The organism is Streptomyces sp. NPDC030809 (assembly GCF_055572195.1).
Map to the genome: position 1 here is coordinate 82,560 of NZ_JBVIDV010000003.1, position 25,040 is coordinate 107,599.

Annotated in this window: 24 protein-coding genes, 1 tRNA gene and 1 pseudogene; 13 read left to right on the plus strand and 13 right to left on the minus strand. The window is 69.5% G+C overall.

Annotated features, from left to right (window positions below):
* Nucleotides 1-109: 109 nt before the first annotated feature.
* Together grpE and dnaK are read right to left on the minus strand one after the other, a co-directional pair.
* The gene (grpE, locus tag ACZ407_RS05090) at nucleotides 110-730 is read right to left on the minus strand and encodes a nucleotide exchange factor GrpE (RefSeq protein WP_468125600.1); all 621 of its coding nucleotides are present in this window, start codon (nucleotides 728-730) and stop codon (nucleotides 110-112) included.
* Nucleotides 730-2,577: a molecular chaperone DnaK gene (gene dnaK / locus ACZ407_RS05095; protein ID WP_468125602.1), complete on the minus strand. Its 1,848-nt coding sequence runs from the start codon at nucleotides 2,575-2,577 to the stop codon at nucleotides 730-732. The genes grpE and dnaK overlap by 1 nt, the downstream gene beginning before the upstream one ends.
* Nucleotides 2,578-2,926: 349 nt before the next feature.
* On the opposite strand from dnaK, the gene ACZ407_RS05100 reads away from it, so the two are divergent.
* Nucleotides 2,927-3,541, plus strand: coding sequence for a sugar transferase (locus tag ACZ407_RS05100; RefSeq protein WP_468125603.1), 615 nt, complete (start codon nucleotides 2,927-2,929; stop codon nucleotides 3,539-3,541).
* Nucleotides 3,542-3,626: 85 nt separating this feature from the next.
* Complete coding sequence (locus tag ACZ407_RS05105) at nucleotides 3,627-5,885, plus strand: (Fe-S)-binding protein (protein ID WP_468125605.1); 2,259 nt, start codon at nucleotides 3,627-3,629, stop codon at nucleotides 5,883-5,885.
* 116 nt (nucleotides 5,886-6,001) lie between these two features.
* Here the strand turns inward: ACZ407_RS05105 and ACZ407_RS05110 are convergent, their stop codons facing one another.
* Nucleotides 6,002-7,024: a hypothetical protein gene (locus ACZ407_RS05110; RefSeq protein ID WP_468125607.1), complete on the minus strand. Its 1,023-nt coding sequence runs from the start codon at nucleotides 7,022-7,024 to the stop codon at nucleotides 6,002-6,004.
* A 289-nt stretch (nucleotides 7,025-7,313) separates the two neighbouring features.
* Here ACZ407_RS05110 and ACZ407_RS05115 point away from each other — a divergent pair, with 289 nt between their 5' ends.
* Entirely contained in the window at nucleotides 7,314-8,264 is a 951-nt protein-coding gene (locus ACZ407_RS05115) for a Yip1 family protein (protein WP_468125608.1), read from the plus strand.
* Between the two features lie 173 nt (nucleotides 8,265-8,437).
* Here the strand turns inward: ACZ407_RS05115 and ACZ407_RS05120 are convergent, their stop codons facing one another.
* Together ACZ407_RS05120 and dcd are read right to left on the minus strand one after the other, a co-directional pair.
* A complete protein-coding gene (locus tag ACZ407_RS05120; protein ID WP_468125609.1) occupies nucleotides 8,438-8,935 on the minus strand; it encodes a phosphoribosyltransferase in 498 nt (165 codons plus the stop codon).
* On the minus strand, nucleotides 8,932-9,519 hold the full coding sequence (gene dcd, locus ACZ407_RS05125; protein WP_468125611.1) for a dCTP deaminase: 588 nt from the start codon (nucleotides 9,517-9,519) through the stop codon (nucleotides 8,932-8,934). Before dcd ends, ACZ407_RS05120 begins: the two co-directional genes overlap by 4 nt.
* 461 nt (nucleotides 9,520-9,980) lie before the next feature.
* On the opposite strand from dcd, the gene ACZ407_RS05130 reads away from it, so the two are divergent.
* Together ACZ407_RS05130 and ACZ407_RS05135 are read left to right on the plus strand one after the other, a co-directional pair.
* Nucleotides 9,981-10,051 (plus strand) — tRNA-Gly (locus ACZ407_RS05130).
* Nucleotides 10,052-10,287: 236 nt separating this feature from the next.
* The gene (locus ACZ407_RS05135) at nucleotides 10,288-11,532 is read left to right on the plus strand and encodes a DUF4365 domain-containing protein (RefSeq protein ID WP_468125612.1); all 1,245 of its coding nucleotides are present in this window, start codon (nucleotides 10,288-10,290) and stop codon (nucleotides 11,530-11,532) included.
* A 376-nt stretch (nucleotides 11,533-11,908) separates the two neighbouring features.
* Here ACZ407_RS05135 and ACZ407_RS05140 read toward each other — a convergent pair whose 3' ends face one another.
* The 3 genes and pseudogenes from ACZ407_RS05140 to ACZ407_RS05150 form a co-directional block, all read right to left on the minus strand.
* Nucleotides 11,909-12,130 carry a hypothetical protein gene (locus tag ACZ407_RS05140; RefSeq protein WP_468125613.1) on the minus strand — a complete coding sequence of 74 codons (222 nt, stop codon included), beginning with the start codon at nucleotides 12,128-12,130 and terminating at the stop codon, nucleotides 11,909-11,911.
* 566 nt (nucleotides 12,131-12,696) lie between these two features.
* Nucleotides 12,697-13,566, minus strand: a complete 870-nt coding sequence (locus ACZ407_RS05145) for a hypothetical protein (RefSeq protein WP_468125615.1) — start codon at nucleotides 13,564-13,566, stop codon at nucleotides 12,697-12,699.
* 747 nt (nucleotides 13,567-14,313) lie between these two features.
* Nucleotides 14,314-14,535 (minus strand): annotated as a pseudogene (locus ACZ407_RS05150) (tyrosine-type recombinase/integrase); the annotation flags it as partial.
* A gap of 27 nt (nucleotides 14,536-14,562) precedes the next feature.
* Here ACZ407_RS05150 and ACZ407_RS05155 point away from each other — a divergent pair.
* The 3 genes from ACZ407_RS05155 (at nucleotide 14,563) to ACZ407_RS05165 (ending at nucleotide 17,022) form a co-directional block, all read left to right on the plus strand.
* Nucleotides 14,563-15,012 (plus strand): hypothetical protein, encoded by a 450-nt coding sequence (locus ACZ407_RS05155; protein ID WP_468126075.1) that lies wholly within the window; start codon nucleotides 14,563-14,565, stop codon nucleotides 15,010-15,012.
* Nucleotides 14,999-15,691, plus strand: a complete 693-nt coding sequence (locus ACZ407_RS05160) for an HAD family hydrolase (protein WP_468125617.1) — start codon at nucleotides 14,999-15,001, stop codon at nucleotides 15,689-15,691. Before ACZ407_RS05155 ends, ACZ407_RS05160 begins: the two co-directional genes overlap by 14 nt.
* Nucleotides 15,692-16,233: 542 nt before the next feature.
* Complete coding sequence (locus tag ACZ407_RS05165) at nucleotides 16,234-17,022, plus strand: hypothetical protein (protein ID WP_468125618.1); 789 nt, start codon at nucleotides 16,234-16,236, stop codon at nucleotides 17,020-17,022.
* Nucleotides 17,023-17,373: 351 nt separating this feature from the next.
* Here ACZ407_RS05165 and ACZ407_RS05170 read toward each other — a convergent pair whose 3' ends face one another.
* Together ACZ407_RS05170 and ACZ407_RS05175 are read right to left on the minus strand one after the other, a co-directional pair.
* Nucleotides 17,374-17,808 (minus strand): NUDIX hydrolase, encoded by a 435-nt coding sequence (locus tag ACZ407_RS05170; RefSeq protein ID WP_468125620.1) that lies wholly within the window; start codon nucleotides 17,806-17,808, stop codon nucleotides 17,374-17,376.
* 110 nt (nucleotides 17,809-17,918) lie between these two features.
* Nucleotides 17,919-18,332, minus strand: coding sequence for an arsenate reductase ArsC (locus tag ACZ407_RS05175; protein WP_468125622.1), 414 nt, complete (start codon nucleotides 18,330-18,332; stop codon nucleotides 17,919-17,921).
* A gap of 74 nt (nucleotides 18,333-18,406) precedes the next feature.
* On the opposite strand from ACZ407_RS05175, the gene ACZ407_RS05180 reads away from it, so the two are divergent.
* Genes ACZ407_RS05180 through ACZ407_RS05190 form a run of 3 tightly spaced genes read left to right on the plus strand, consistent with a single transcriptional unit; the run spans nucleotide 18,407 to nucleotide 20,564 of the window.
* A complete protein-coding gene (locus ACZ407_RS05180) occupies nucleotides 18,407-18,721 on the plus strand; it encodes an ArsR/SmtB family transcription factor (RefSeq protein WP_468125623.1) in 315 nt (104 codons plus the stop codon).
* Nucleotides 18,722-18,759: 38 nt separating this feature from the next.
* Complete coding sequence (locus tag ACZ407_RS05185; protein ID WP_468125624.1) at nucleotides 18,760-19,530, plus strand: aquaporin; 771 nt, start codon at nucleotides 18,760-18,762, stop codon at nucleotides 19,528-19,530.
* Complete coding sequence (locus ACZ407_RS05190) at nucleotides 19,527-20,564, plus strand: ArsO family NAD(P)H-dependent flavin-containing monooxygenase (protein WP_468125626.1); 1,038 nt, start codon at nucleotides 19,527-19,529, stop codon at nucleotides 20,562-20,564. The genes ACZ407_RS05185 and ACZ407_RS05190 overlap by 4 nt, the downstream gene beginning before the upstream one ends.
* Here the strand turns inward: ACZ407_RS05190 and ACZ407_RS05195 are convergent.
* The 3 genes from ACZ407_RS05195 to ACZ407_RS05205 form a co-directional block, all read right to left on the minus strand.
* Nucleotides 20,557-21,030, minus strand: coding sequence for a GNAT family N-acetyltransferase (locus ACZ407_RS05195; protein WP_468126053.1), 474 nt, complete (start codon nucleotides 21,028-21,030; stop codon nucleotides 20,557-20,559). The two genes, ACZ407_RS05190 and ACZ407_RS05195, sit on opposite strands and share 8 nt — an antisense overlap.
* A gap of 77 nt (nucleotides 21,031-21,107) precedes the next feature.
* On the minus strand, nucleotides 21,108-22,331 hold the full coding sequence (locus ACZ407_RS05200) for an MFS transporter (RefSeq protein ID WP_468125628.1): 1,224 nt from the start codon (nucleotides 22,329-22,331) through the stop codon (nucleotides 21,108-21,110).
* 6 nt (nucleotides 22,332-22,337) lie between these two features.
* A complete protein-coding gene (locus ACZ407_RS05205) occupies nucleotides 22,338-23,699 on the minus strand; it encodes an NAD(P)-binding domain-containing protein (RefSeq protein ID WP_468125629.1) in 1,362 nt (453 codons plus the stop codon).
* Nucleotides 23,700-23,843: 144 nt separating this feature from the next.
* Between ACZ407_RS05205 and ACZ407_RS05210 the strand changes: the two genes are divergently transcribed.
* Nucleotides 23,844-24,215 (plus strand): ArsR/SmtB family transcription factor, encoded by a 372-nt coding sequence (locus ACZ407_RS05210; RefSeq protein WP_468125631.1) that lies wholly within the window; start codon nucleotides 23,844-23,846, stop codon nucleotides 24,213-24,215.
* A gap of 374 nt (nucleotides 24,216-24,589) precedes the next feature.
* Nucleotides 24,590-24,793 carry a cold-shock protein gene (locus ACZ407_RS05215; RefSeq protein WP_468125633.1) on the plus strand — a complete coding sequence of 68 codons (204 nt, stop codon included), beginning with the start codon at nucleotides 24,590-24,592 and terminating at the stop codon, nucleotides 24,791-24,793.
* Nucleotides 24,794-25,040 lie beyond the last annotated feature (247 nt).

Consider the following 25,040-nt stretch of genomic DNA (forward strand, 5'->3'; position numbering starts at 1 on the left):
GAGGGGTTCTTTTTTCCCCCCCCCCTCCCCCCCCCCTTTTTTTGTTCCCCCCCCCCCCCCCCCCCCTCCCCTCCCTCCCCCCCCCCCCCCCCCCCCCCACGCCGTCCGGCTACTCGCCGTCCTTGTCGGATGACTCCTCGGAGCCCTCCCCCTTGGCCGCGCCCGGCTGGGGCTCGGCCACGGCGACCCGCGCGGGGCGGATCGTACGCTCGCCGATCCGGTACCCGGGCTGCAGGATCGCCACGCAGGTCGTCTCCGTGACGTCCGGCGCGTACGAGTGCATCAGGGCCTCGTGGATCGTCGGGTCGAAGGGCTCGCCCTCCTTGCCGAACTGCTGCAGGCCCATCTTGGCGGCGACCGTCTCCAGGGACTCGGCCACCGACTTGAACCCGCCGACCAGCTCCCCGTGTTCCCGGGCGCGGCCGATGTCGTCGAGGGTCGGGAGCAGCTCGGTCAGGAGGCTCGCCACGGCGATCTCCTTGACCGTGACGCGGTCCCGCTCCACCCGGCGGCGGTAGTTCTGGTACTCCGCCTGGAGCCGCTGGAGGTCCGCGGTGCGCTCGCCGAGCGCGGTGCGGGCCTGGTCCAGCTGCGCCAGGAGGGCCACGTCCTGTGCGTCCCCGGCCGGGGCCGCCTTCTCCTCGGAGTCGGCGGCCTTCGGCTCTTCGGGCGTCGTGCCGTCGGCGGGGACTTCGGGCTTCTCCTCGAAGCCCGGGGTCTCCTCCGACATCAGACCTGGCCGCCCTTCGGCTTGTCCTCGTCGATGATCTCGGCGTCGACGACGTCGTCGTCGGCGTGGGCACCGGCGTCACCGGCAGCGGCGCCGGCGGCACCCTGCGCGGCCTGGGCGTCGGCGTAGATGGCCTGGCCCAGCTTCTGGCTGACCGCGGCGACCTTCTCGGTCGCGGTGCGGATCTCGGCGGTGTCCTCGCCCTTGAGCTTCTCCTTCAGCTCGGCGACGGCGGCCTCGACCTCGGTCTTGACCTCGCCCGGGACCTTGTCCTCGTTGTCCTTGAGGAACTTCTCGGTCTGGTAGACGAGCTGCTCGCCCTGGTTGCGGGACTCGGCGGCCTCCTTGCGGCGGAGGTCCTCCTCCGCGTACTGCTCGGCCTCCTGGCGCATCCGGTCGACCTCGTCCTTGGCGAGCGAAGAGCCGCCGGTGACGGTCATCTTCTGCTCCTTGCCCGTGCCCAGGTCCTTCGCGGTCACGTGCATGATGCCGTTCGCGTCGATGTCGAAGGAGACCTCGATCTGCGGGACGCCGCGCGGGGCCGGCGGGAGGCCGGTCAGCTCGAACATGCCGAGCTTCTTGTTGTACGCCGCGATCTCGCGCTCGCCCTGGTAGACCTGGATCTGCACGGACGGCTGGTTGTCCTCGGCCGTGGTGAAGATCTCGGACCGCTTGGTCGGGATCGTGGTGTTGCGCTCGATGAGCTTGGTCATGATGCCGCCCTTGGTCTCGATGCCGAGGGACAGCGGGGTGACGTCGAGGAGCAGGACGTCCTTGACCTCGCCCTTGAGGACACCGGCCTGGAGGGTGGCGCCGATGGCGACGACCTCGTCCGGGTTCACACCCTTGTTGGCCTCCTTGCCGCCGGTCAGCTCCTTGACGAGCTCGGCGACGGCGGGCATGCGGGTGGAACCGCCGACCAGGACCACGTGGTCGATCTCGGACAGCGCGATGCCGGCGTCCTTGATGACGTTGTGGAACGGGGTCTTGCAGCGCTCCAGGAGGTCCGCGGTCAGCTGCTGGAACTGGGCGCGGGTGAGCTTCTCGTCCAGGTGCAGCGGGCCCTCGGCGGAAGCCGTGATGTAGGGCAGGTTGATCGTGGTCTCGGTCGAGGACGAGAGCTCGATCTTCGCCTTCTCGGCGGCCTCGCGCAGGCGCTGGAGGGCCATCTTGTCCTTGGACAGGTCCACGCCGTGGCCGTTGGCGAACTGCTTCACCAGGTAGTCGACGACGCGCTGGTCCCAGTCGTCGCCACCGAGGTGGTTGTCACCGTTGGTGGCCTTCACCTCGACGACGCCGTCACCGATCTCCAGGAGGGACACGTCGAAGGTGCCGCCGCCGAGGTCGAAGACGAGAATGGTCTGGTCGTCCTTGTCGAGGCCGTAGGCCAGGGCGGCCGCGGTCGGCTCGTTGACAATACGCAGGACGTTCAGGCCCGCGATCTCGCCGGCCTCCTTGGTGGCCTGGCGCTCGGAGTCGTTGAAGTACGCCGGCACGGTGATGACCGCGTCGGTGACCTTCTCGCCGAGGTAGGCCTCCGCGTCGCGCTTGAGCTTCTGCAGGATGAAGGCGCTCATCTGCTGCGGGTTGAAGCTCTTGCCGTCGAGCTCGATCTTCCAGTCGGTGCCCATGTGGCGCTTGACCGAGCGGATGGTCCGGTCGACGTTGGTGACCGCCTGGCGCTTGGCGACCTCGCCGACGAGGACCTCGCCGTTCTTGGCGAAGGCGACGACGGACGGCGTGGTCCTGGCGCCCTCTGCGTTGGTGATGACGGTGGGCTCGCCGCCTTCGAGAACGCTGACGACGGAGTTAGTCGTGCCCAGGTCGATGCCGACCGCACGTGCCATTTCAATTCCTCCATGACTTGAGTGGAACAGGCTCAAGGATGCCCCACCTCCGCCCCCGCGTCAACAGAGCTGAGCCGACCCGACTCAACTCTTATGCGGCACTTACGCTCCGGCTCCAGCGGAGATCAAGCCCGCGCGGCGGCCGAGGGCCTTGAGCGCCGGGGCCCGGGGCGGCGGCGCCCCGGTTTCGGGAAGGGCGCGGCGGGCGGGGCGGGGGCGCGGCGAGGCGCGGAAAACGGGGGGCGGGGCGGGGAAACGGGGGCGGGGCGGGGGAGAAAAGCCGTCCGAGCGGGGGACCGGGACCGCGCGGCACCCCGCCCCCACCGGACGCACGCCGCATCGTTCCGCCATGCCCCCGAGACTCCGCCCGCCCTCCGCCAAGCGCGTGTGCGACACCGCCGCGGCCGCCCTCCTGCTCCTGGCCGCCACCGCCCCCCTCCTGCTCCTGGCCGCCGCCCTCGCCCTGACCGCCCCCGGCGCCCCCCGCACCCCCCTCGTCCGCCGCGAGGCCGCCGGCCTCGGGGGCCGCCCGTACCGCCGCTGGCTGTTCCGGACCGACGGCCCCGTGGGGACCTGGCTGCGGGAGCGCCGGCTCCAGGGGGTCCCGCAGCTGCTGAACGTGCTGCGCGGGGAGATGTCCCTGGTCGGCCCGCGCCCCGACCCGCGCCCCGAACCCCGCGGCCGGCTCCTCGTACGGCCCGGGATGACGGGCCTGTGGCAGGTGAGCGCGCGCTCCGACCTACCCTGGGAGGAGATGGCCCTGCTCGACCTGCACTACGTCGAGCACCACTGGCTGGGCATGGACCTGGCGATCCTGGCCCAGACCCCGCGCGCCGCCCTGCGCCCGCGCACCTGCACCCCCGACGCGGCCGCCGCCGCACCGGCCGCCCCGCCCGCCACCGCGGCGAAGGGTGGCCTGAGCGACACAGATCACCGCGTGCACAACTACAGTGCGGCTCTATAAGTGGGTAACCTCAGGCTTGACTGAATAAGTTACTGCTTAGTAATCCGCAGTAATCCGCCTCGCAGGCCCGCCCGAGGAGCCCCCAATGCAACTCGCCGCGATCATCGTGTCGCTGGTCCTGACCGTGGTCGGCGTCGCGCTGCTCGCCCGAGCCGTGGCGCAGATCTACCGTTTCGTGAAGCTCGGCCAGCCGGTCCCGGCGGGCAGCCGCACGGACCGGCCCAAGGAGCGAACGCTCACCCTGGTCAGGGAGTTCCTCGGCCACAGCCGCATGAACCGCTGGGGCATCGTCGGCTTCGCCCACTGGTTCGTCGCGATCGGCTTCCTGACCCTGCCGCCCACCCTGGCCCAGGCGTACGGCCAGCTCTTCCAGGCGGACTGGACCCTGCCCGTCATCGGCGGGTTCCTGCCGTTCGAGCTCTACATCGAGTTCATCGGCCTGATGACGGTCCTCGGCATCGTCGTGCTCATCGCGATCCGCTTGCTGTCGCTGCCCTCCCGGGCCGGCCGCAAGTCCCGCTTCGCGGGCTCCAAGGCCTGGCAGGCGTACTTCGTCGAGTACGTGATCCTCACGATCGGCCTGGCGATCCTGGCGCTGCGCGGCCTCGAGGGCGCGATCCACCACGTGGACTCGTACGAGCCGGCGTACTTCGTCTCGTACCCGCTGGTCCTGCTCTTCAAGGGCATGTCCCTGCCGGCCCTGCAGAACGCGATCTACTTCACCGCGATGATCAAGATCGGCACCTCGCTGATCTGGATGATCACGGTCTCGCTGAACACCAACATGGGTGTGGCCTGGCACCGCTTCCTGGGCTTCCCGAACATCTGGTTCAAGCGGAACGCCACCGGCGAGACCGCCCTCGGCGCCCTCCAGCCGATGACCAGCGGCGGCAAGGCCATCGACTTCGAGGACCCGGGCGAGGACGACGTCTTCGGCGTCTCCCAGGTCGAGCAGTTCTCCTGGAAGGGCATCCTCGACTTCTCCACCTGCACCGAGTGCGGCCGCTGCCAGTCGCAGTGCCCCGCCTGGAACACCGGCAAGCCGCTCTCCCCGAAGCTCCTGATCATGTCGCTGCGCGACCACGCGCACGCCAAGGCCCCGTACCTGCTGGCCGGCGGCGGCAAGACCATGGAGGGCGAGGAGAAGGCCTCCGAGGAGCAGCTGAAGGACGTGCCCGCGGCCGCGCTGGCCGAGGCCGAGCGCCCGCTGATCGGCACCGTCGAGGAGAACGGCGTCATCGACCCGGACGTGCTGTGGTCCTGCACCACCTGCGGTGCGTGCGTGGAGCAGTGCCCGGTCGACATCGAGCACATCGACCACATCGTCGACATGCGCCGCTACCAGGTGATGATCGAGTCCGCGTTCCCGTCCGAGGCGGGCACGATGCTCAAGAACCTGGAGAAGAAGGGCAACCCCTGGGGCCTGGCCAAGAAGCAGCGGGTGGAGTGGACCAAGGAGGTCGACTTCGAGGTCCCGATCGTCGGCAAGGACGTCGAGGACCTGTCCGAGGTGGACTACCTCTACTGGGTCGGCTGCGCCGGCGCCCTGGAGGACCGCGCCAAGAAGACCACCAAGGCCTTCGCGGAGCTGCTGCACATCGCGGGCGTCAAGTTCGCGATCATGGGCGGCGAGGAGAAGTGCACCGGCGACTCCCCGCGCCGCCTCGGCAACGAGCCGCTGTTCCAGCAGTTGGGCCAGGAGAACGTCGCGATGCTGAACATGGCGTTCGGCGAGGACGACGAGGACCCGGAGACCCGGAAGCCGAAGTCGGCCAAGAAGATCGTCTCGACCTGCCCGCACTGCTTCAACACCATCGCGAACGAGTACCCGCAGCTCGGCGGCGACTACGAGGTCATCCACCACACCCAGCTGCTCCAGCACCTCATCGACGAGGGCAAGCTGATCCCGGTGACCCCGGTGGACGGCCTGATCACGTACCACGACCCGTGCTACCTGGGCCGCCACAACAAGGTCTACACGCCGCCGCGCGAGATCATGTCCGCCGTCCCGGGCCTGCGCCAGCAGGAGATGCACCGCCACAAGGAGCGCGGCTTCTGCTGCGGCGCCGGCGGTGCCCGCATGTGGATGGAGGAGCGGATCGGCAAGCGCATCAACACCGAGCGCGTGGACGAGGCCCTGTCCCTCAACCCGGACATCGTCTCCACCGCCTGCCCGTTCTGCCTGGTCATGCTGACGGACTCGGTCAACGGCAAGAAGAACGACGGCAAGGCGAAGGAGTCGCTCCAGGTCGTGGACGTGGCGCAGCTCCTGCTGGACTCGGTGAAGACTCCGGTGGACCCGGAGCCCGAGGCCGCCGAGCCGGAGCCGGAGCCGGCCGCCTGAGCCGCGCCGCCTGAGCCGCGCCGCCGCCGTCCGAGGACGAGGCGAACGGCCGGTCCTGCCCCCCGTGGCAAGGACCGGCCGTTCGCCGTTCCGGGACCCCCTCGGGGGGTGCGGCGTCAGCTCTTGCGGCCGCGGCGCAGCAGGGTGAAACCGAGGCCCGCGGCGCCCGCCGCCGCCATGCCGCCGCCCGCGGCCAGCAGCACCGGGCCGTCGGCGCCCTTGTTCTCCTGGACGCCCTCGGCACCTGCCTTCACCCCGCCCTTGGGCAGGACGCGCTGCTCGGCGGAGGTGGCGGGCTCGGCGTGCCGGTCCTTGCGGTGGGTCCGGCGCTCGGCGGTGTGCTTCTCGATCAGGCGGCCCTCGAAGTCGTAGACCCAGCTGGAGCCGCCGTTCCTGCCGTCGATCACGACGAACTTGACGGTCTTGCCGTCCTTGACCAGCTTGTACGTCCAGCCGTCGTTGACGGTGCTGGGGCGCTTGAGGTCGATCGCGCCGAGGAAGTTGCCGTTCGGCATGGAGATCTCGACGCGCGGGCCGCCGGCGGCGCCCTTGACCAGCTTCGCGATCCTGCCGTCGGGCATGGTGATGCGCTTGGCGGAGACCTGCGTACGGGTCTCGTCCTTCTTGTGGTGCGGCTTCTTCGCGTCGTCCTTCTTGGCGCCGCCCTCGACCCACGAGGTCACGGTGCCGTTGGGGTGCAGGACCACGTGCAGGCCGTTGTTCTGGCCGTACGCGGCCTTGCCGCCCTTGCTGACCAGGGTGTCCAGCTTGACCCCGCCCGCGAAGACGTCGGCCTCGAAGTGGCCGTCGCCGAAGGAGTAGACCTTGGCCACGGAGCCGTCGGCGAGCCGCACCGAGGTCACGTAGGCACGGAGCTTGGACTCGTCCTTCTCGGACTCGTCCTCCTTGGCCTCCTCCTTCTTCGTCTCGTCCTTCTCGGCCTCGTCCTTCTTGGCCTCGTCCTTCTGGGCCTCGTCCTTCTTGCCGTCGGGCCGGGCCGGCTGCTCCACGCCGGGCAGCACCTGCGCCTCCGGGGCCTCGGGCGAGTCGGCGAAGGCGGAGCCCACGGGGAAGGCCAGGACCGAAAGGGCGCCTGCGGAGACGGCGGCGGTGCGGATGGTGCGGCGGGTGACGCGCATGGCTGTGTCCTCTGGCTTCGTTCCGGGGTCTTCGTGCGGATCGCTCCGGCCCGGCGGGGTTTCCGTCCGGCGGCGACGGATACGAAGCTACGCAGGTCATATGTGGGTAAGCCGTAGGCAATGTAACGACCATCAGCAGACTCCCGTACAACCGAGTAAACAGCCACAAACCGGACAGTAGGGCAGGCCCCCCGGGGTTCCCCTAGGGGATGTCACAGGTCAGCCGCAATGCCCGCCTGTTCCGGCTGCCCGCCCACCGGCCCCCGCCCGACCAGGTACGTTCGATCACGTGGCTGGATTCAGGATCGGACGCGGCCGGGACAACCGCACCCCCCAACAACCCCCGCGGCAGCAGCCGTACGGACAGCAGCAGACGCCGCAGCCGTACGGACAGCAGCCCTACCCCCCGCAGCAGCAGTGGCCCCAGCAGGCCGCGAACGGCGGCGGGCACGGCGAGCCGGAGTACCTCGGCGACCCGTATCCGCAGCAGCACGGGCACCCGCAGCAGCACCCCCGGCACCCGCAGCCGGGCGGCTACCCGCAGCAGCAGCCGTACGGCGGCCAGGGCGGCGGCTACGACCCGTACGGGGGCGGTCAGGCGAACAACCCGGGGCACACCCAGGCCTTCGCCATCGGCGAGGACCCCTACGGAGACGGCGCCACCTACCGGGCCGGGGCCCCCGCCGCCCCGCCCGCAGGCCCGCGGCTGCCCTGGAAGCAGCTCCTCAACGGCATCGTCATGCGACCGGGCCCCACCTTCCAGCAGATGCGCGACTACCCCGTCTGGGGGACCGCGCTCGCCGTCACCTTCCTCTACGGCCTGCTGGCGGTCTTCGGCCTGGACGAGCCGCGCGAGGACGCCATCAACGCGACCCTCGCCAAGGCCGTCCCGATCGTGCTGTCGGCCGGCGTGGCCTTCGTGATCTGCGGACTGATCCTGGGCGCCGTCACCCACACCCTGGCCCGCCAGCTGGGCGGCGACGGGGCCTGGCAGCCCACCGTGGGCCTCTCCATGCTGGTCATGTCCATCACGGACGCCCCCCGCCTGCTCTTCGCGGTCTTCCTGGGCGGCGAGAACGGCCTGGTGCAGGTCCTCGGCTGGGTCACCTGGCTGGCCGCCGGCGCCCTGTTCACCTCGCTGATCAGCAAGGCCCACGACCTGCCGTGGCCGAAGGCCCTGGGCGCCTCCGCCATCCAGCTGGTCGCCCTGCTCTCGATCATCAAACTGGGCACGGTCTGACGGCAGCCGCCGCACGTCGGTCCGAGAGACGGACCGACGTGCGGCGGCTGAGAGACCGGCCGAGAGACGGACCGGGCGACCGACCGGGCGACCGGCCGGCAGACGGGCAACCGAAAGGGGCCCCGGCGCGGACAACGCGCCGGGGCCCTTCTCATCCGTCTGCCACCCGCAGGTCAGGCGTCGAGCACCTGGCCGGCCCGCTTCACCACGGGCGGCTCGACGCTCCACGGGAACTCGATCCAGTCGTCCGTGCGCTTCCACACGTACTCGCACTGCACGAGCGAGTGGGACTTCTCGTAGATGACCGCGGACCGCACCTCGGCGACCGTGCCCAGGCAGAAGTCGTGCACCAGCTTCAGCGTCTTGCCGGTGTCGGCGACGTCGTCGGCGATCAGCACCTTCTTGTCGGAGAAGTCGATCGCGTCCGGCACCGGGGCCAGCATGACCGGCATCTCCAGCGTGGTGCCCACACCGGTGTAGAACTCCACGTTCACCAGGTGGATGTTCTTGCAGTCCAGCGCGTACGCCAGACCGCCCGCGACGAAGACGCCGCCGCGCGCGATGCTGAGCACGATGTCGGGCTCGTAGCCGTCGTCGGCGATCGTCTGCGCGAGCTCGCGGACGGCCCGCCCGAAGCCGTCGTACGTCAGGGATTCGCGTACCTGGGTCATTCCGGCCTTCCCACCTGGGTGCGGTGGAAGTTCACGAAGGACCGCGAGGCCGTCGGGCCGCGCTGGCCCTGGTACCGCGATCCGTACCGCTCACTTCCGTAGGGGAACTCGGCGGGCGAGCTGAGACGGAACATGCACAGCTGCCCGATCTTCATGCCCGGCCACAGCTTGATCGGGAGCGTGGCGAGGTTCGACAGCTCCAGGGTCACGTGCCCGGAGAACCCCGGGTCGATGAACCCGGCGGTCGAATGCGTCACCAGCCCCAGCCGGCCGAGGCTGGACTTCCCCTCCAGTCTGGACGCGATGTCCTCGGGGAGCGAGATGACCTCGTACGTCGAGGCGAGCACGAACTCGCCCGGGTGGAGGATGAAGGCCTCGTCCCCCTCCGGCTCGACCAACCGGGTCAGATCCGGCTGCTCGATGGCGGGGTCGATGTGCGCGTAGCGGTGATTCTCGAACACCCGGAAGAACCGGTCGAGCCGTACGTCGATGCTGGAGGGCTGCACCATCGATTCCTCGAACGGGTCGATGCGCACCCGTCCGCTGTCGATCTCGGCCCGGATGTCCTTGTCTGAGAGAAGCACGTCCCGAGGATACGCAGAGCGCGCGGGCCACCCCCAATCGAAGCCGCCCGCGCGCCCGGCCGCCCGGCGGCGCTACCGCTTCACGGCCCCCACCGGCACGGCATGCCGCAGCCGCGCGCACCGCGGGCACCGGAGCAGCCGGCCCGGCCCGATGCGGCGGGCCCCGAGCTGCTGCAGCGGGAACGAAGCGGTGCTGAAAACGTGCCCCTCGGCACAACGGACGACGGTGCGCTCCATCGAGTCCCTTTCCCCAATGACCAGGTTGCGAGAAATCGCCACATTAGGGGATGAACCGGATCCGGCTCCATCCGCCGCTCCGATCCCCCACGCTACGCCTCAACTCCCGCCCGCCGCACACGGATCACCCCCGCAAAAACAACGAAGCCCCGCGGCGGCAACACCGGGGGCGGATCATGAGGTACAGTGTGAGCGCTGCAGCAGTTTGGTCTGTTTGCCGCAATGCGGATGTAGTTTAATGGTAGAACATGAGCTTCCCAAGCTTATAGCGCGGGTTCGATTCCCGTCATCCGCTCTTGAACGAAGGCCCAGGTCAGAGACCTGGGCCTTCGCCGTTGTCTAGACCTCCTCAGGCACCGCGCACCACCTGCGCACCACCTGCCCTCCGCTCGCAGCCAGGCATCGCCACCCGGCGGCTTGGCTGTCCGCCCATTTCCAGGGCGCGGTGTCAGATGCGTGGTGCAAGGTGACGGAATGGCGGTGCTGTCACGGTCCGCCGGGGCAAACGAGGGACCTCTCGAGAAGGTGGCAATGCCGAAGATCCCCAAAGGGCGGCGCGTAGGCCAGGCCGCGGTGAACGCGCTGCGCACGCTGCTTGAGGAGCACGACCACATCGTTCAGGAGATATCCGGGCAAAACGACTTCGGCGAGGATTTCTACGTCACCTTCACCGAGGGCATGGACGTCACGAGCGACACGATCAAGGTCCAGGTCAAGGGCGGAGAGAGCTGGCGCCGAGGAAACGGCTACGCGGTGCCTGTCGATCGACACGGCGACACCTGGGCAGACGGCAACGTCCCTGTCTACTGCGTGGTGTACGACCCCGACTCCAAGAGCCTGTACTGGGCGAATGCCACCCAGCAACTCCGTCGCTTCGGCCCCTACAACCCACCCCGCTACATCGGCATCAGCCCCAATGCGGTGCTGGACGACACCACAATGGACTCCTTCGTCACCCAAGCACGCCGCTATGTCGGGCGCTATCGGGGCCGGCAGGCCTTCCTCACCCACCTCGGGGAAATGTCCGGAACGGAATTCGACCAAGCAGATCACGTCCTGCACTTCGTCAACGGCGATGACGACGACCTCATCTTCTGGAAGCGTCCGGGTGATGCAGTGGCGACGCTGCTGCTCAGCGCTCAGGATTGGGAGCCGGCCTGGGTCACCCTGGAGTCACTGATGCGCACCGAGCTTTCGATGCCAGAGGAATGGAACAGCGGCGAACTCCCGGACCCCGATCTGTGGACCGCAGAGGACCTCGAGTTGGACCGGTCCGAGATCATGTGGGTGGCTGCGTGCTTCATGTCCACCCGGCAGGCTGACCAGGGTCCGGAGGATGACCTCGTCGAACCCGTCGAGTGCAAAGGGTGCTCCAGCTGCACAGGGGAGGAACCCGAGGAGCACGGCAGGATCGAAGCAGACGTCATCCATGCGCACGTGCTCACCTGCATCCTCGACCGCATCGACGCCGAACCAGACCGCGTGCAGCGCTCGATCCTGGCGATGCGAGAGGAAACCGATCTGGAACCGAGCATCGTCGCCGAGCTCGGCTCCCTCGAAACGGATCCGCGTGTCGTCCGCCAGGTGAACAGGCTCAGCCGGGCGACCGTCGAGGCGGTCGAGGACATTGAGCCGGAGGCGTACCGGCTGGCCATCCTCTATCTCATCGATCGCATCTACGTCGGCGGCCCTTCGCTTCCCCTCGAGGAACAGGTCCGAATCGTCTGGCGCATTCCCGAGCCCGCCACCTCCATGTCACAAGAGCGTGCCCAGTAGCCCGTACCCGCTCAGCCGAGAGACGGACCCATCCGGATCGTCGCCGTGGGCATGCGCGCCTGATGTCGATGCCGGAGGCCGCACCGGTCCCGTGCCACAACGTGCCAGTTGCAGTGGTCAACAGCGGTCAGCAACGGGTTCCAGGCGGCTTGCCGAACGTTGCCCGCGCCAGACGTTTCCCCAGGCCAGCCGCCATGCAGGCACCCAAGTGCGGGGTGATTCCCAAGCTTATAGCGCGGGTTCGATTCCCGTCATCCGCTCTTCCGCGAAGGCCCAGGTCAACGACCTGGGCCTTCGCCGTTGTCCGCGGCTCGGTTGTGCAGTCCGGCCTCGGCGCATCCGTGGCCACGAGCCGACTGCGGACAGCCGATCCGCGTCAGCCCAGTCGCTTGAGTTCACGCACGGCCGCGGGCAGTGCGAGGCAGAGGCCGAAGGAGGTCGTGAAGCCGCCTCCCCCAGCCAACACGACACCGGTCGTGTCGACGCCGGATCGCAGCATGAGCAGGCTCACGACGAGGGCGACCACCATGGAGCAGGCAACGTACAGCGCAAGCCACAGTCTCCACGTGCGTCCGGTAGGGACTGTCGGTTCGGACATGAACTCAATCCTTTCCGGGTTCGCGGCTGAAGAGAGGGGAGAACGGTCGCGGGGATCGGCTAACGGGACGCCGTCACAGCGGTTCGACCGAGCCATGCAGCAGATGCTCAGCGAGTTCAGCCCGCAGCCGGCCGACTGCCGAGGCTCAAGCGGCGTACGCCTCGGCACGTCGGCCGAGGTCGCCGAGGAGTCAACGCACCGGCGCTGCTGCTCGATGGGCGGAAAACGCAGCGGAAGGTGCCCCAGAGCAGCAGAGCTGAGCGAGGGGCTGCCGTGGCTGCGGCACGGTGCGACATCCACTCCCTCGCGTGCTGGAGGCCGAGATAGGCGTGGAGGTACAGAGGATCGATCTCGGCCGTCGGGCGTACCCGCAGACGCGTTACGTTCGGACTGAGCAGCCAGTCGGCTTGCGACGCGGAAACCAGAGCCGGTTGCTGCTGCGCCCCCGTGCGAACACAAACGATGCCGTCCATGCGCAGCACAAACTTCTTGACCGGACCTCTGCCATCGCTTCCGGCCATCCACACCTCACGAGTGAGGCGTGGATGCGGGTCTCCGGTGCACGGTCAGTCAGCGATGAGCATCTGGATCGGGCGAGGCATTTTCTCCCCCTTTTGCAGGCGCAGCGATTTGACAGGCCTGCCAGCCACCCATGCATTCCACGCCTTGATATAGAGACCGATTTGGCCACGCGTATCAGTTCGCCGCCGCTGAGACGCGCCGCCTCGGAGCATGTTGATGACTTTGATCAAGGCTAGTCGGGGATCCTCAGGCCCCAGATTGGCCTGAGTAGTGAGTCCGCGCATCCACTCATCCACCTGCGCAACCGGCGCCGATTCGACTGTCAGGAAGTATGCGCATGCCGCGGCAGTAGGAATTAGACCCAACTCCTTACCCAGCAGCCTTCCTTGTTTGACAGCCTCGCGGAACTCCGCGGATTGGGAGCGAAAAATGTCGAGAATCTCATTGTTCGTGACCCGAGAATTATGTCCCACCCAGCTCCCGGATGGAGACGTTCGGAACAGGTGCACATGCCTGATGGTCGCGGCGAGCAGGGTGGTGTCCCTTTCCCCGCGCAGGGCAAGTACGTCACCGCCACTCCTGCGCTTTCCGGTATCAAGGACCGAGAATGTCTCCGGGGGTACATTCTCAAAGAGGAGCACCTCCGTCGCAACGCCGGATTTGGCGATCGCACTCAGGCGATGTTGCCCATCCACGACATTCCCTGAAGAGATCGAGCCGTCCAGGGCAATCCCTTGATGAGTTACCTGCCAGCTCCCCCTGAGGATCTCTCCCACCATCTGCGCCACAACCGAGTTGTCTAGTGGACGGTTGTTCGCATTCCGCTTGAGCAGCTCCCCCGCCATGTCCGGGGTCACGGTGACGACACGGGGAATCGGAAAGCCGGCCTGGGAGGCAGTCTGAAAATCGTTCACGTGCATACATATACATGCCACGACACTTCAAAATACGCCAGGCGCACGAAACTGCCTTCATCTGATTCACCGAGAATAAAGAATGACTGATTCTGATCGATTAATACCTCTCTCCGACTAGTATCGGTAACCTCCGGGCGAGCAGCGACGCCTCCCAAACTCCCCAGTCCTGGGCCGCGAGCTCGGGCCACGCTGGGCAGCGCGATTTCCCGCTTGCCAACACGGGACTCGGGGTCTCCAATCGCCTTACCCAGGTCCGCGCTCAGCTCCGGGGTGGGCCTGCGTGGGCCGGCCGACCCGTTTCGGGGTCCACGAGCGCTCCGAACTGGCTCACGACGTGCGTGGGACTGCCTGGACCCCTACCACGGGAGCTGCCCCCAGGATGTATGTCCTGGGCACGTCAAGCCGGGACTGTAGTGGGTGCTGAAGCTGCTGTGCCGACTCCCTCGACCCTGCTACGTTCGGCGGCGCATAGGGCTACGGAAGGGCGAAACGCCGCCAGCGGCACCCGCTCCGTGCCACAGCGTGCCAGTAGGGGCGGTTAAGTGCGGTCAACACGGGTATTCCGGAAGCAGCCGAGACAGGTCAGCTGGCAAACATTCCGGCAGGTCATAGGGCATACGCGCGCCCAAGCGCCGGGGGATTCCCAAGCTTATAGGCGGGTTCGATTCCCGTCATCCGCTCCACTGCAAAGCCCCAGGTCAGCGACCCGGGGCTTTTGTGTTGTCCGGACCTCTCTATGGGTTTGCGTGCCAGATCCGTGCCAGACGGCTCCGAGCGCAGCGACTGCACGCGGGCGTGGATGCCGGCCGCCACTTCCTTCTGCCGCTCCAGGTTCGAGTGCTGGTAGATCATGGCCGCCGTCTCCGAGGACTGCCCGGGGCGGACCATCGTGTCCTTGAGGGTGGCGCCCGACTGCGTCGAGAGCGTATGCCCGGTGTGACGGAGGTCGTACAAGGTGAACGTCTCGGCCGACTGACTCCGACGAGCATCACCATGCGGATACTCGTCCCGGACATGTCCGTGCCGCAGGCCGCGCCTGTGCGCATGGCGGACGGCGCCGACGACAAGCGGCTCCGCGAGCGCATGCACGACATGATGGTCAGCTACACGCGCAGCATCCGGGACGCCATCGCGGAGCTGGGCCACCTCGAGCTCGTCGCGGAGACCCGGATCGAAGTCCGCGTCCACAGCGGGACGCAGTTCTTCAAGCTGTACGCGATCAACAACGAAGACTCGTTCTTCGGGTACTACCCGATCCGGGTCGTCGCCCAGGGCGAGACGATCGAGATCTACGACCTCGTCGGCAAGGACACCACGCTCTTCCACCACTCGGTCAACGACGGCGAATCCTCCAGCGGAGCCCAGCAGGTCAGGCAGGCCCGCATGTGGTTCGACGTGTGTGGGAAGACAATCGGAAGGGACTTCGACCTTGACGCACGATGACCGGCTGTCTGCGGTCCTGGCGAACGCTCGCGTCGTCTTCTTCGACTTCGACGGCCCCGTCTGCAACGTCTTCGCCGGACTGCCCGCACCACAGGTCGCGAAGGAATTGACCGCGCGGCTGTCCGCCGAGGACCAGGCCGCAGGCGCCAAGGCGTCCGAGACAGATGACCCGATCGAGGTCCTGCGCTTCGCGCACGAGGCAGGCACCGAGGCGGGCACCAAGGTGGAGCAGGCCCTCGTGGCAGCCGAGATCGAAGCCGTCGGAGTAGCAGGGCCGCCGACTCCGGGAGCAGTCGAAGCCCTCCGGGCAGCGCGTGATGCGGGTCGAGCCGTGGCCGTAGTGAGCAACAACTCCGCCGAGTGCGTCTGGGCGTTCCTCGAAGCCCACGGCCTCACCGAGTACGTCGCACGGGTCATCGGACGGCCAGCCGGACAGCCCCACCTGATGAAGCCGAACCCGTACCCGCTCATCACGGCGGCCGAGCAGATGCACGTGGACGTCACCCTCTGCACCCTGATCGGCGACTCCCTCACCGATGTCCAGGCAGCCCACGCAGCCAGAACCACGGTGATCGCCTACGCCAACAAGCCCCACAAGGCCGACCTCTTCGCCGAGGCCCAGGCCGGCACCATCACGGATGCGATGCAGGACATCGCGGACGCCCTCTCAGCGGCGTAGCCGGAGCTTGATCAGCGGGAACTGTTACTCATCAAGCACCCGGCTGCGCTCCGCTCCGCCGAGCGGGCTTCCCGGCTCCGCGCCGCCCGACGCTCCTGCCTCCCGCCCGCTCCGCGCCACGCTGCGCCGACGCCGGCCCCTGCAAGGTGGGTAGGCCCAAGGGCAAGAGTCCGAGCCCCATCCGGCCCGCAGGCACCTGTCCCTCACAGACATGCCTCCGGCGAGGGGCGCTCAGACTCTGGGATGCACGGGGCCCGTCCTGCGACTGCCGGCCGGTTCGTGGTTCGGGTGGGGAGCTGTCATCCCGTCTGCCGTCGACCCAGGCAAGCCGAGCAGACACGGGCCGTGGCATCCAGGTCGTTCGTACAGTGGCGCGCTCCACCTTGACGCCCGGCACCGCGACCGCTCCCCATACGTGTGGGTCGACGGCAGACGGGATGACAGCGAAGGCCGGGTGTGGGCAAAGCCCGGCGGAGGAGCGCCCCGTGGCAGGTCCACCCAAAGGCCATTCCAGCCACCACCGTTCGCCCTAACATGGCCGCGTGATCGAACGGGACGCGCAGACAGACGGCGGCCAGGAGCTAGCCGAGGTACCAGAGGATGATCAGCTATCGCGGGGCGCTCGAACAGGCGCCGGTGTTGTGGGCTCTCTCCTTCTGGGCGCGGGTGGCACAGCAGTCTTCCTCACGGACAACCAGGCGGGTTGCGCCGCTCTAATTCTCGCCGGAGCGATCTTCCTCCTTATGGTGTTCGGAGGGACGCCACTGCACAGTCTTGGCTTCGGTGAAGCCAACCTGCGCTTTGCCAGGCGACGTCGAGACCAGGTTGTGAGGGAGGCTCTTGAGTCTCCGCCGGAGCGAGCCCCTGAGGTCCTCACTGCCCTAGAGGCCGTCTCGTCACCTGCGAGGCCGGACCCGACGCTGCAGGTGCTCAGCGAGCGAGTTTATGGAGACGCGATCGCGCACCAAATCTCGGAGGCTCTACCACTTGGTAGCTCTCTCAAGACGGCGGTTCCGCTCGGGCCTCGGCGGTGGCGGGCAGACTTCGTCATCGAGAGAGAGGGACGAATTGATCTCGTAGTCGAGGCCCGCTACGGGAAGTATGGGAACCCCCTGCCCACCTCGGTTGTGGAACAGATGATGGCAGTTAACACGGTCTGTGGCGCCCCTGTGCTAATCGTGAGCAATGCCCGACTTTCCAACGCGGCACGACGCTACCTAGAAGCCCTAGGCGAGAGCGCTCCTGTCCGATTCGTTCGATGGTCGGACGCGGGTGATGATGACGACCTGCGGCGTGCCCTGTCGGAACTGATCTTTTCGAGCGGTTCCTGAAAGCTGTACAGCAGCGGCGTACTGCAACCACAGCAACCGACGCTGAACCGCAGGGCCTCTAGAGCCTGGGAAGCAGCCGGTATGACCATCGCTGACCGACCTCTGTAGAGCTACGGAGCGGAAGGCCCTCCGTGCCAGACCCGTGCCAGGTAGGGCGGGGAACCACGGTCAATGGCGGGCGTCGGGACGGGTCGGGAGGCTCGGGTCGGCGCCCGTTTTCGCAGGTCGCAGCGCGTTTTGGGGGTCGGGGATCGGTGATTCCCGAGCTTATGGCGCGGGTTCGATTCCCGTCGTTCGCTCCACTGCAAAGCCCCAGGTCAGCGGCCCGGGGCTTTTGTGTTGTCCGGACTTTCAGGGGGTGGGCGGGGCGAGGGTCCCGGTGTTGAGGGCGGTTCGCAGGACGTGGGTGATCTGCTCGGGCTTGAGGGCGATGCCGTCGAGTCCCTCCGCGGTCAGCGGGATCTCCTCCAGCGCGTACTGGCCGCGGCCCTCGGCGCTGAACTCCGGGCCGGTGCGGTCCTCGAAGGACCAGGTCGTGATGCGGGCGAGGTAGAAGAGCTGGCGTTCGTCGTCGGACTCCATGGTGTGGAGGAGTCGCACGATGTCGGCCTTCCCGGCGATCTCCTCGTGGATCTCCCGGTGGAGGGCTGCCTCCCGGGATGCGTCGCCGGGCTCGACGCCGCCGCCCGGGAGCACCCAGTACTCGGGGACGCCGGGCTTGGTGCGGCGGATGACCAGCATCGTGTCGTCGGCGGTGACGAGGACGGCGCGGACTCGTTCCTTCATGTCGTACTACCTCCTTGCTTGTTGGTGAAGCGGAGGGGCCCACGAGGAAGGACACCAGGGCCGCGACGCCCTCGGGCCGTGAGCGCCAACGGTCAACGGCGGGCGCCCGTTCAGTTCTTCGCGTCGATCTCGGCGATCAGGTCCTCGATGAGGCGCTTGATCTCGTCCCGGATGGGGCGTACGGCCTCCACGCCCTGGCCGGCCGGGTCGTCCAGCTGCCAGTCCAGGTAGGTCTTGCCGGGGAAGTACGGGCACGCGTCGCCGCAGCCCATGGTGATGACGTAGTCGGAGGCCTGGACGGCCTCGGGGGTCAGCACCTTCGGCTGCCGGTCGGAGATGTCGATGCCCAGCTCGGCCATGGCGGCGACGGCGGAGGGGTTGACCCGGTCGCCGGGGACGGAGCCGGCGGAGCGGACCTCGACCCGGTCGCCCGCGAGGTGGCGCAGGAAGCCGGCGGCCATCTGCGAGCGGCCTGCGTTGTGGATGCAGACGAACAGCACGGACGCGAGCGGGGTGGGGGACATGGTCTCTTCCTTCATCGGCAGGACGACTCAGCCCAGACTGGTATCAGCGCCGAGTGATGTGACACTATCAGCACATGCTGATGTCAGTCGACACTGATCTGCTCCGGGTGCTGGCCGACCCGCTCAGGCTCCGGATCGTGAACCTCTTGGCCGAGGAGACCCTCTGCACCACCCATCTCGTGGAGGAGACGGGTGCCAAGCAGACGAACCTCTCCAACCACCTGAAGGTGCTGCGCGAGGCCGGGATCGTGGAGACGGAGCCCTGCGGGCGCTTCACCTATTACCGCCTGCGCCCCGACGTCATCGAAACGCTCGCCGGCCAGTTCGCCGACCTGGCCCGGACCGCGCGCACCACCGCCGAAGCAGACCTCAAGCGGTCCTGTCCGTAGCCCTCCGCCCTGCCTCACCTGCCCGAGGAGAACCTGCCTTGACCGCCACCGAGCCCGCCGCGGGCACCGCCACGGCCACCGACGCGTCGCCGCAGCCCGCACCCGGCTCGACCCCGCCCCGTACGCCCCTGATCGCCCGGGCCGCCGCCGAACTCGTCGGGACCGCTGCCCTCGTGGCGATCGTCGTGGGCTCCGGCATCCAGGCCACCCGGCTCACCGACGACGTGGCCCTCCAACTGCTGGCCAACTCCACCGCGACCGTGTTCGGGCTCGGGGTGCTGATCGCGCTCCTCGGCCCGGTGTCCGGGGCCCACTTCAACCCGGCGGTCACGCTCGCCGAGTGGTGGACCGCCCGGCGCGGCGGCGGGGGCGTGACCGCGCGCGAGCTCGCCGGGTACGTGCCCTCCCAGATCGCCGGGGCCATAGCGGGGGCGGTGCTCGCCGACGCCATGTTCGGCGAGCCGCTGGTGAAGTGGTCCCAGCACGACCGCTCGGCGGGCAACCTCCTGCTGGGCGAGGTAGTGGCCACCGCCGGCCTGGTCTTCCTCATCTTCGGCCTGGCGCGCACCGACCGGCTGCGCTTCGCCCCGGTCGCGGTGGCCTCGTACATCGGCGCGGCCTACTGGTTCACCTCGTCCACCTCCTTCGCCAACCCGGCCGTCACCATCGGCCGGGCCTTCACCGACACCTTCGCGGGCATCGCCCCGGCCTCGGTCCCCGGTTTCGTCGCCGTGCAGCTGGTCGGTGCGGCGGTGGGCCTGGCCCTGGTGGCGCTCGTCTTCGTGCGCCCGAAGCCCGCGGCCTCATGACCCGGCACGCGGACGTGGTGGTGGTCGGCGGCGGCCAGGCCGGGCTCGCCGCCGGCTACCACCTGCGCCGGGCCGGCCTCGACTTCACGGTCCTCGACGCGCAGACCGCCCCCGGCGGCGCCTGGCAGCACGCCTGGGACTCCCTGCACCTCTTCTCACCCGCCGCGTACTCCTCCCTGCCCGGCCGGATGATGCCCGTCCAGGAGGGCAAGCCCTTCCCCGACGCCGGGCACGTACTCGGGTACCTCACCGACTACGAGAAGCGGTACGAGCTGCCGGTCGAGCGCGGTGTGAGAGTGGCGGCCGTCCACGACGAGTCCCCCCTCCTCCGCATCGAGACGGACGCCGGCAGCCGGACCGCCCGCGCCCTGGTCAGCGCCACCGGGACCTGGTGGCGCCCGTTCCTGCCCGCCGTCCCCGGCCGCGAGGTCTTCGAGGGCCGCCAGCACCACACGGTGGACTACCGCAGCCCGCAGGACCACGCAGGCCGGCGCGTGATCGTCGTCGGCGGCGGCAACTCCGGCGCCCAGATCGCCGCCGACCTCGCCCCGTACGCCGAGGTCCGCTGGGTCACCCGGCGCCCCGCCCGCCACCTGCCCGACGAGATCGACGGCAGCGCCCTCTTCACGCTCGCCACCCGCCGCGTGCAGTCGGGCGGCCCGCGCATCTCCGACCTGGGCGACATCGTGGCCGTCCCGCCGGTCCGCGCGGCCCGGGACGCGGGCCTCCTCCGGGACCACCGCATGTTCGAGGCGCTCACCCCGACCGGCGCGCGGTGGGCGGACGGCGAGGAATGGCCCTGCGACGAGGTCATCTGGTGCACGGGCTTCCGCCCGGCCCTCGACCACCTCCGCCCGCTCCGCCTCGGCGGGGAGAACGGAAGGATCGCCACCACCGGCACCCGGGCCGCGGCCGACCCCCGCATCCACCTCCTCGGCTACGGCGACTGGACGGGCCCGGCCTCGGCCACCCTGATCGGCGTCGGCCGCACGGCGCGCGAGGCGGTGCGGGAGATCGCCGGGCTGCTCAGCTGATCCGGGGGCTGCGGCGCTCCAGCAGGACCACGTCCCGCCAGACGCCGTGGTGGCGGCCGATGCGTTCGCGGGTGCCGATGACCCGGAATCCGGCCCGCTCGTGGAGGGCGAGACTGGCGGTGTTCTCGGGGAAGATCCCGGACTGGACGGTCCAGACGCCGGCCGCCTCGGTGGAAGCGATGAGGGCCTGGAGCAGGGCGCGGGCCACACCGCGGCCCCGGGCGGCGGGAGCCACGTACACGCTGTGCTCCACCACACCCGCGTACGCACAGCGGTCGGAGACCCGGCTCGCAGCCACCCAGCCGAGTACGGTGCCGCACGCGTCGGCGGCGACGTAGCGGTGGTCGGGCAGCCTGGCCCCGTCGAACGCCTCCCATGAGGGCGCGTCCGTCTCGAAGGTGGCGTTGCCCTCGTCGATGCCCGCCTGGTAGATCGCCAGCACCTGGCCGGCGTGCTCCGGCGCCATCGCCACGACCGCGAAGCCGGCGGTCGCGGGCTCCTCCCCCGGCCGGTACGGCCCGGGAGGCGAGTGCGGCGTTTCGTTCATGGTCCGTCGACGGTATGCGATGAACCGCCCAGTGTCAGCAGGGCGGCGGCGAGCGCGATTCCGGCGAGCAGGAGGAAGAGGCCCGGATGGCCCCCGAGACGGGGGGCGAGCGCTGCACCGGCGAACGGGGCCAGCGCCGCGGCCACGGATGCGGGCGCACCGAGCAGACCGGACAGGCGGCCGTAGTGGGTGGCTCCCCAGCGGTCGGTCACGGCAGTGGCCTGGAGGAGCGTGAGGTTGCCGCGGACCAGTCCGGCCGCGACCGCGAGCAGGACGAGGAGTCCGTACGGCCCCGGTACGAGGGCCAGGGCGGCGGTGGTCGCCGCTCCGAGGGCGACCAGGGTGACGGTCCGGGTGGTGACTGCGGTCCGCCGTGCCAGGGGGGCGTACAGCAGACGGCCGAGGGTCTGGCCGGCTCCGCCCAGCCCGAGGGCCCAGGCCGCGGCCGTGGTCGAGGCGCCGCGCCCGGTCAGGAGGGGCACGAGCCCGATGACGGCCGCGTACGTCGCGAACGCGGAGAGGGTGAAGGCCGTGGCCAGCATCAGGAAGGGGCGGCTGCGGGAGACGGCTGCGGCCCCGTGTGCGGCGTGGGCGGGGGCTTCGGGGGCGGCCGGCCACGGCGCCCTCAGCGCGAGGGCGTGGACGGGGACGGTGACGGCGGCCAGGACCGCGGCCAGGACGGCGTACGTGCCCCGCCAGGAGAGCTGCTCGGCGAGATGGGCGGTGAGCGGCGCGAACACGGTGGAGGCGAGGCCGCCGGCGAGGGTGACGACAGTCAGCGCCTTGATCCGGTCCTCGCCCCACCACCGGGTCAGCGCGGCGAAGGCGGGCGGGTAGAAGGTCGCCGCCATGGCAACCCCGGCAAGGGCCCAGGCGGCGAAGAACCACGGCAGGCTCGGCGCGGCCGCCACCGCGAGCAGCGCCAGAGCGCCGAGCACGGAACCGCCCGTCATCACCGCCCGCGGTCCGCGGGCGTCGAGGATCCGCCCGACGGGGATCCCGGCGAGGCCGGAGACGAGCAGCGCGAGGGAGAACGCTGCGGTGACGGCGGCCGGGGACCAGCCGGTGTCCCTGCCGATGTCCGAGGCGAGCACGGGGAAGGCGTAGTAGACGATGCCCCAGCCGGTGATCTGGGTGGCGCACAGGGCGGGCAGTACGGCGCGCGGCCGCGCCCGGTCCCCCGTACCGGGCGCGGCCGCATCGGCCTTGAAGAAGGCCACTGCCGGTCAGCAGCCGCCGCGGGCGGGCGCGGCGCCGATGGTGAGCGTGGCGGGTGCCGCGCAGCAGCCGCCCCCGTCCTGCTCCTCGGCGGCCCGGGGCTGGTCGAAGAGGCCCGCGCCGCCGCACACCCCGGTTTCGGGCAGGGTGAGTTCGACGCGCCCGGCGGCCTCGTGGTCACCGGCCAGGAGTGCGACGACGGAGCGCACCTGCTCGTATCCGGTGAGGGCGAGGAAGGTGGGGGCGCGGCCGTAGGACTTCATGCCGACCACGTACACGCCCTGCTCGGGGTGGGAGAGCTCCTTGGCGCCGTGCGGGTAGACGGTGCCGCAGGAGTGGACGTTGGGGTCGATCAGCGGGGCGAGTGCAGTCGGGGCCTGGAGCCGCTCGTCGAGGCCGAGGCGCAGCTCGTCCAGGAAGGACAGGTCGGGGCGGAAGCCCGTCAGGCCGATGACCTGGTCCACCGCCTCCACGCGCCGCCCGTCTTCGGCGACGAGCACGAGCCGGTCGTCCTCCTGCTCGACGGCGGCGGTGCGGAAGCCGGTGACCGCGGACGCGTACCCGTCGTCCACTGCCGCCTTGGCCGCCAGCCCGAGGGCGCCGCGGGCCGGGAGCTGGTCGGCGGCCCCGCCCCCGTACGTGGAGCCGGTGATGCCGCGGCGCAGGACCCACACGGCGTGCGTGCCCGGTGCTTCCTTCGCCAGCTCGGCCAGGTACGCCAGCGCAGTGAATGCGGAGGCGCCGGAGCCGACGACCGCGGTGCGCCTGCCCGCGTAACGTGCCCGGACCGCAGGGTCCTTGAGGTCCGGAACCCGGTACGAGATCCGCCCGGCGGCGCCGCGCTCCCCGAGTGCGGGCAGGCCGTCGGCGCCCAGCGGGCCCGGCGTGGACCACGTACCGGAGGCGTCGATCACGGCGCGGGCGGCGATGCGCTCCTCACCGCCGTCGGCCCGCCGCACGTGCACCGTGAAGGGCTGCTCCCCGCGCCCGGAGTCCACGATCCGGTCCCGGCCGGCTCGCGCCACCCCGGTCACGGTCACCCCGAACCGCACCCTCTGCTCCCCGAGCGCGCCCGCCAGTGGCTGGAGGTACAGCTCGGCCCAGTCGCCGCCGGTCGGGTAGGTGTCCCCGGCCGGCCGGAGCCAGCCGGTGGGAGCGAGGAGGTCCTCGGCGGCCGGGTCGACGAGCTCGGACCAGGGCGAGAAGAGCCGGACGTGCGCCCACTCGCGGGTGGCGGCGCCGGCGCGGTCGCCCGCCTCCAGGACCAGCGGCGCGATCCCGCGCCCGACCAGGTGGGCGGCAGCTGCCAGGCCCACGGGGCCGGCGCCGATGACCACGACGGGCAGGTGGCCGTTCTCGGTGGCGTTCACGACGATCTCCTCTGATTCGACGTCCGTCGATGTCTTCCGGGGACAGCATGGCACCACACTTCGACGAACGTCAACATAGACAGAAGTCGAATCAATGAGTCCGCGCCCTCCCCCGCACACATCGATGCGTGTCAACATAGATGCATGTCGAACACCAAGGCGCTGCCCCTCATCGAGCCGGAGACGGTGGTCGAGCCCTGCTGCCCGCCGCTGGCCGAGCGCCCGTTCAGCGCCGAGGAGGCCGAGCGGACCGCGAAGATGTTCAAGGCCCTCGGCGACCCGGTGCGCCTGCGCCTGTTCTCCGCCGTGGCCGCCCACCGGGACGGAGAGGCGTGCGTGTGCGACATCTCCGACGTCGGCGTCTCCCAGCCGACCGTCTCCCACCACCTGAAGAAGCTCAAGGAAGCCGGGCTGCTCACCTCCGAACGGCGCGGCACCTGGGTCTACTACCGCGTCGAACCCTCGGTCGTGGCCGCCATGGGCCGCCTGCTGACCTCAGCAGCCGACCGCGGCTGAGCCGACCCGGGCGACCCGGTCGGCCGGCCCGGTCGGCCCAGTCGTTCCGGAGGGAGGCGCGGCCGACCCGGGCCGAAACGCCGCATTGCGAAGGTGCGGATATCTGGGTTCGCGGGCAGAGATTTTGACCGGTGTCCCGAGGAGGGTTTTTACCGGCGACACACGGGAGAAAAAACCGAACCCGCGCGGGCTGCGCCGGCGTGCTACCGTCGAATCAGTTGCAGTTTTGGTACCCGAAAATTTCAGGCGCCCCGGCGGCCCCATGCCACACGGAAGCGTTTTGCATTCCGGTCATTTTCCGGGCGGGGAATCATCGCGGCGACACGGCGTCCGCAAAGTGCGGATTCCGCTGCACTGCCCCAAGGAGAAATGACATGGCTGCTGGCACCGTGAAGTGGTTTAACGCGGAAAAGGGTTTCGGCTTCATCGAGCAGGAGAGCGGCGGCCCCGACGTGTTCGCCCACTACTCGAACATCGCTGCCCAGGGCTTCCGCGAGCTCCGGGAGGGGCAGAAGGTCTCCTTCGACATCGCGCAGGGCCAGAAGGGCCCGACGGCCGAGAACATCGTTCTCGCCTGACCCTGACGCGCCACACGTAGCTGGGGCCCGCATCCTTCGGGGTGCGGGCCCCAGCTGCATTCATTTGCCCACGGCTTCCGTGCGCACCCCTTGCGCACCCGCATCACCGCTTTCAGCACCCCCGCCGATTACCGCAATTCCTCCGTCTATGCAGGGAAGGGGCCCGGGGGGGAGGGGGGGGGGGGGGGGGGGGGGGGTTTGGGGGGGGAGGGAGGGGGGTGTCGTTCCGGGAGGAGTGGGGAGCGGG

Coding starts and splice junctions, on each gene's coding strand:
- grpE (WP_468125600.1), bottom strand. CDS start 730: ATGTCGGAGGAGACCCCGGGCTTCGAGGAGAAGCCCGAAGTCCCCGCC.
- dnaK (WP_468125602.1), bottom strand. CDS start 2,577: ATGGCACGTGCGGTCGGCATCGACCTGGGCACGACTAACTCCGTCGTC.
- ACZ407_RS05100 (WP_468125603.1), top strand. CDS start 2,927: ATGCCCCCGAGACTCCGCCCGCCCTCCGCCAAGCGCGTGTGCGACACC.
- ACZ407_RS05105 (WP_468125605.1), top strand. CDS start 3,627: ATGCAACTCGCCGCGATCATCGTGTCGCTGGTCCTGACCGTGGTCGGC.
- ACZ407_RS05110 (WP_468125607.1), bottom strand. CDS start 7,024: ATGCGCGTCACCCGCCGCACCATCCGCACCGCCGCCGTCTCCGCAGGC.
- ACZ407_RS05120 (WP_468125609.1), bottom strand. CDS start 8,935: ATGACCCAGGTACGCGAATCCCTGACGTACGACGGCTTCGGGCGGGCC.
- ACZ407_RS05135 (WP_468125612.1), top strand. CDS start 10,288: ATGCCGAAGATCCCCAAAGGGCGGCGCGTAGGCCAGGCCGCGGTGAAC.
- ACZ407_RS05140 (WP_468125613.1), bottom strand. CDS start 12,130: ATGTCCGAACCGACAGTCCCTACCGGACGCACGTGGAGACTGTGGCTT.
- ACZ407_RS05155 (WP_468126075.1), top strand. CDS start 14,563: ATGCGGATACTCGTCCCGGACATGTCCGTGCCGCAGGCCGCGCCTGTG.
- ACZ407_RS05170 (WP_468125620.1), bottom strand. CDS start 17,808: ATGAAGGAACGAGTCCGCGCCGTCCTCGTCACCGCCGACGACACGATG.
- ACZ407_RS05175 (WP_468125622.1), bottom strand. CDS start 18,332: ATGTCCCCCACCCCGCTCGCGTCCGTGCTGTTCGTCTGCATCCACAAC.
- ACZ407_RS05180 (WP_468125623.1), top strand. CDS start 18,407: ATGCTGATGTCAGTCGACACTGATCTGCTCCGGGTGCTGGCCGACCCG.
- ACZ407_RS05190 (WP_468125626.1), top strand. CDS start 19,527: ATGACCCGGCACGCGGACGTGGTGGTGGTCGGCGGCGGCCAGGCCGGG.
- ACZ407_RS05195 (WP_468126053.1), bottom strand. CDS start 21,030: ATGGCGCCGGAGCACGCCGGCCAGGTGCTGGCGATCTACCAGGCGGGC.
- ACZ407_RS05210 (WP_468125631.1), top strand. CDS start 23,844: ATGTCGAACACCAAGGCGCTGCCCCTCATCGAGCCGGAGACGGTGGTC.
- ACZ407_RS05215 (WP_468125633.1), top strand. CDS start 24,590: ATGGCTGCTGGCACCGTGAAGTGGTTTAACGCGGAAAAGGGTTTCGGC.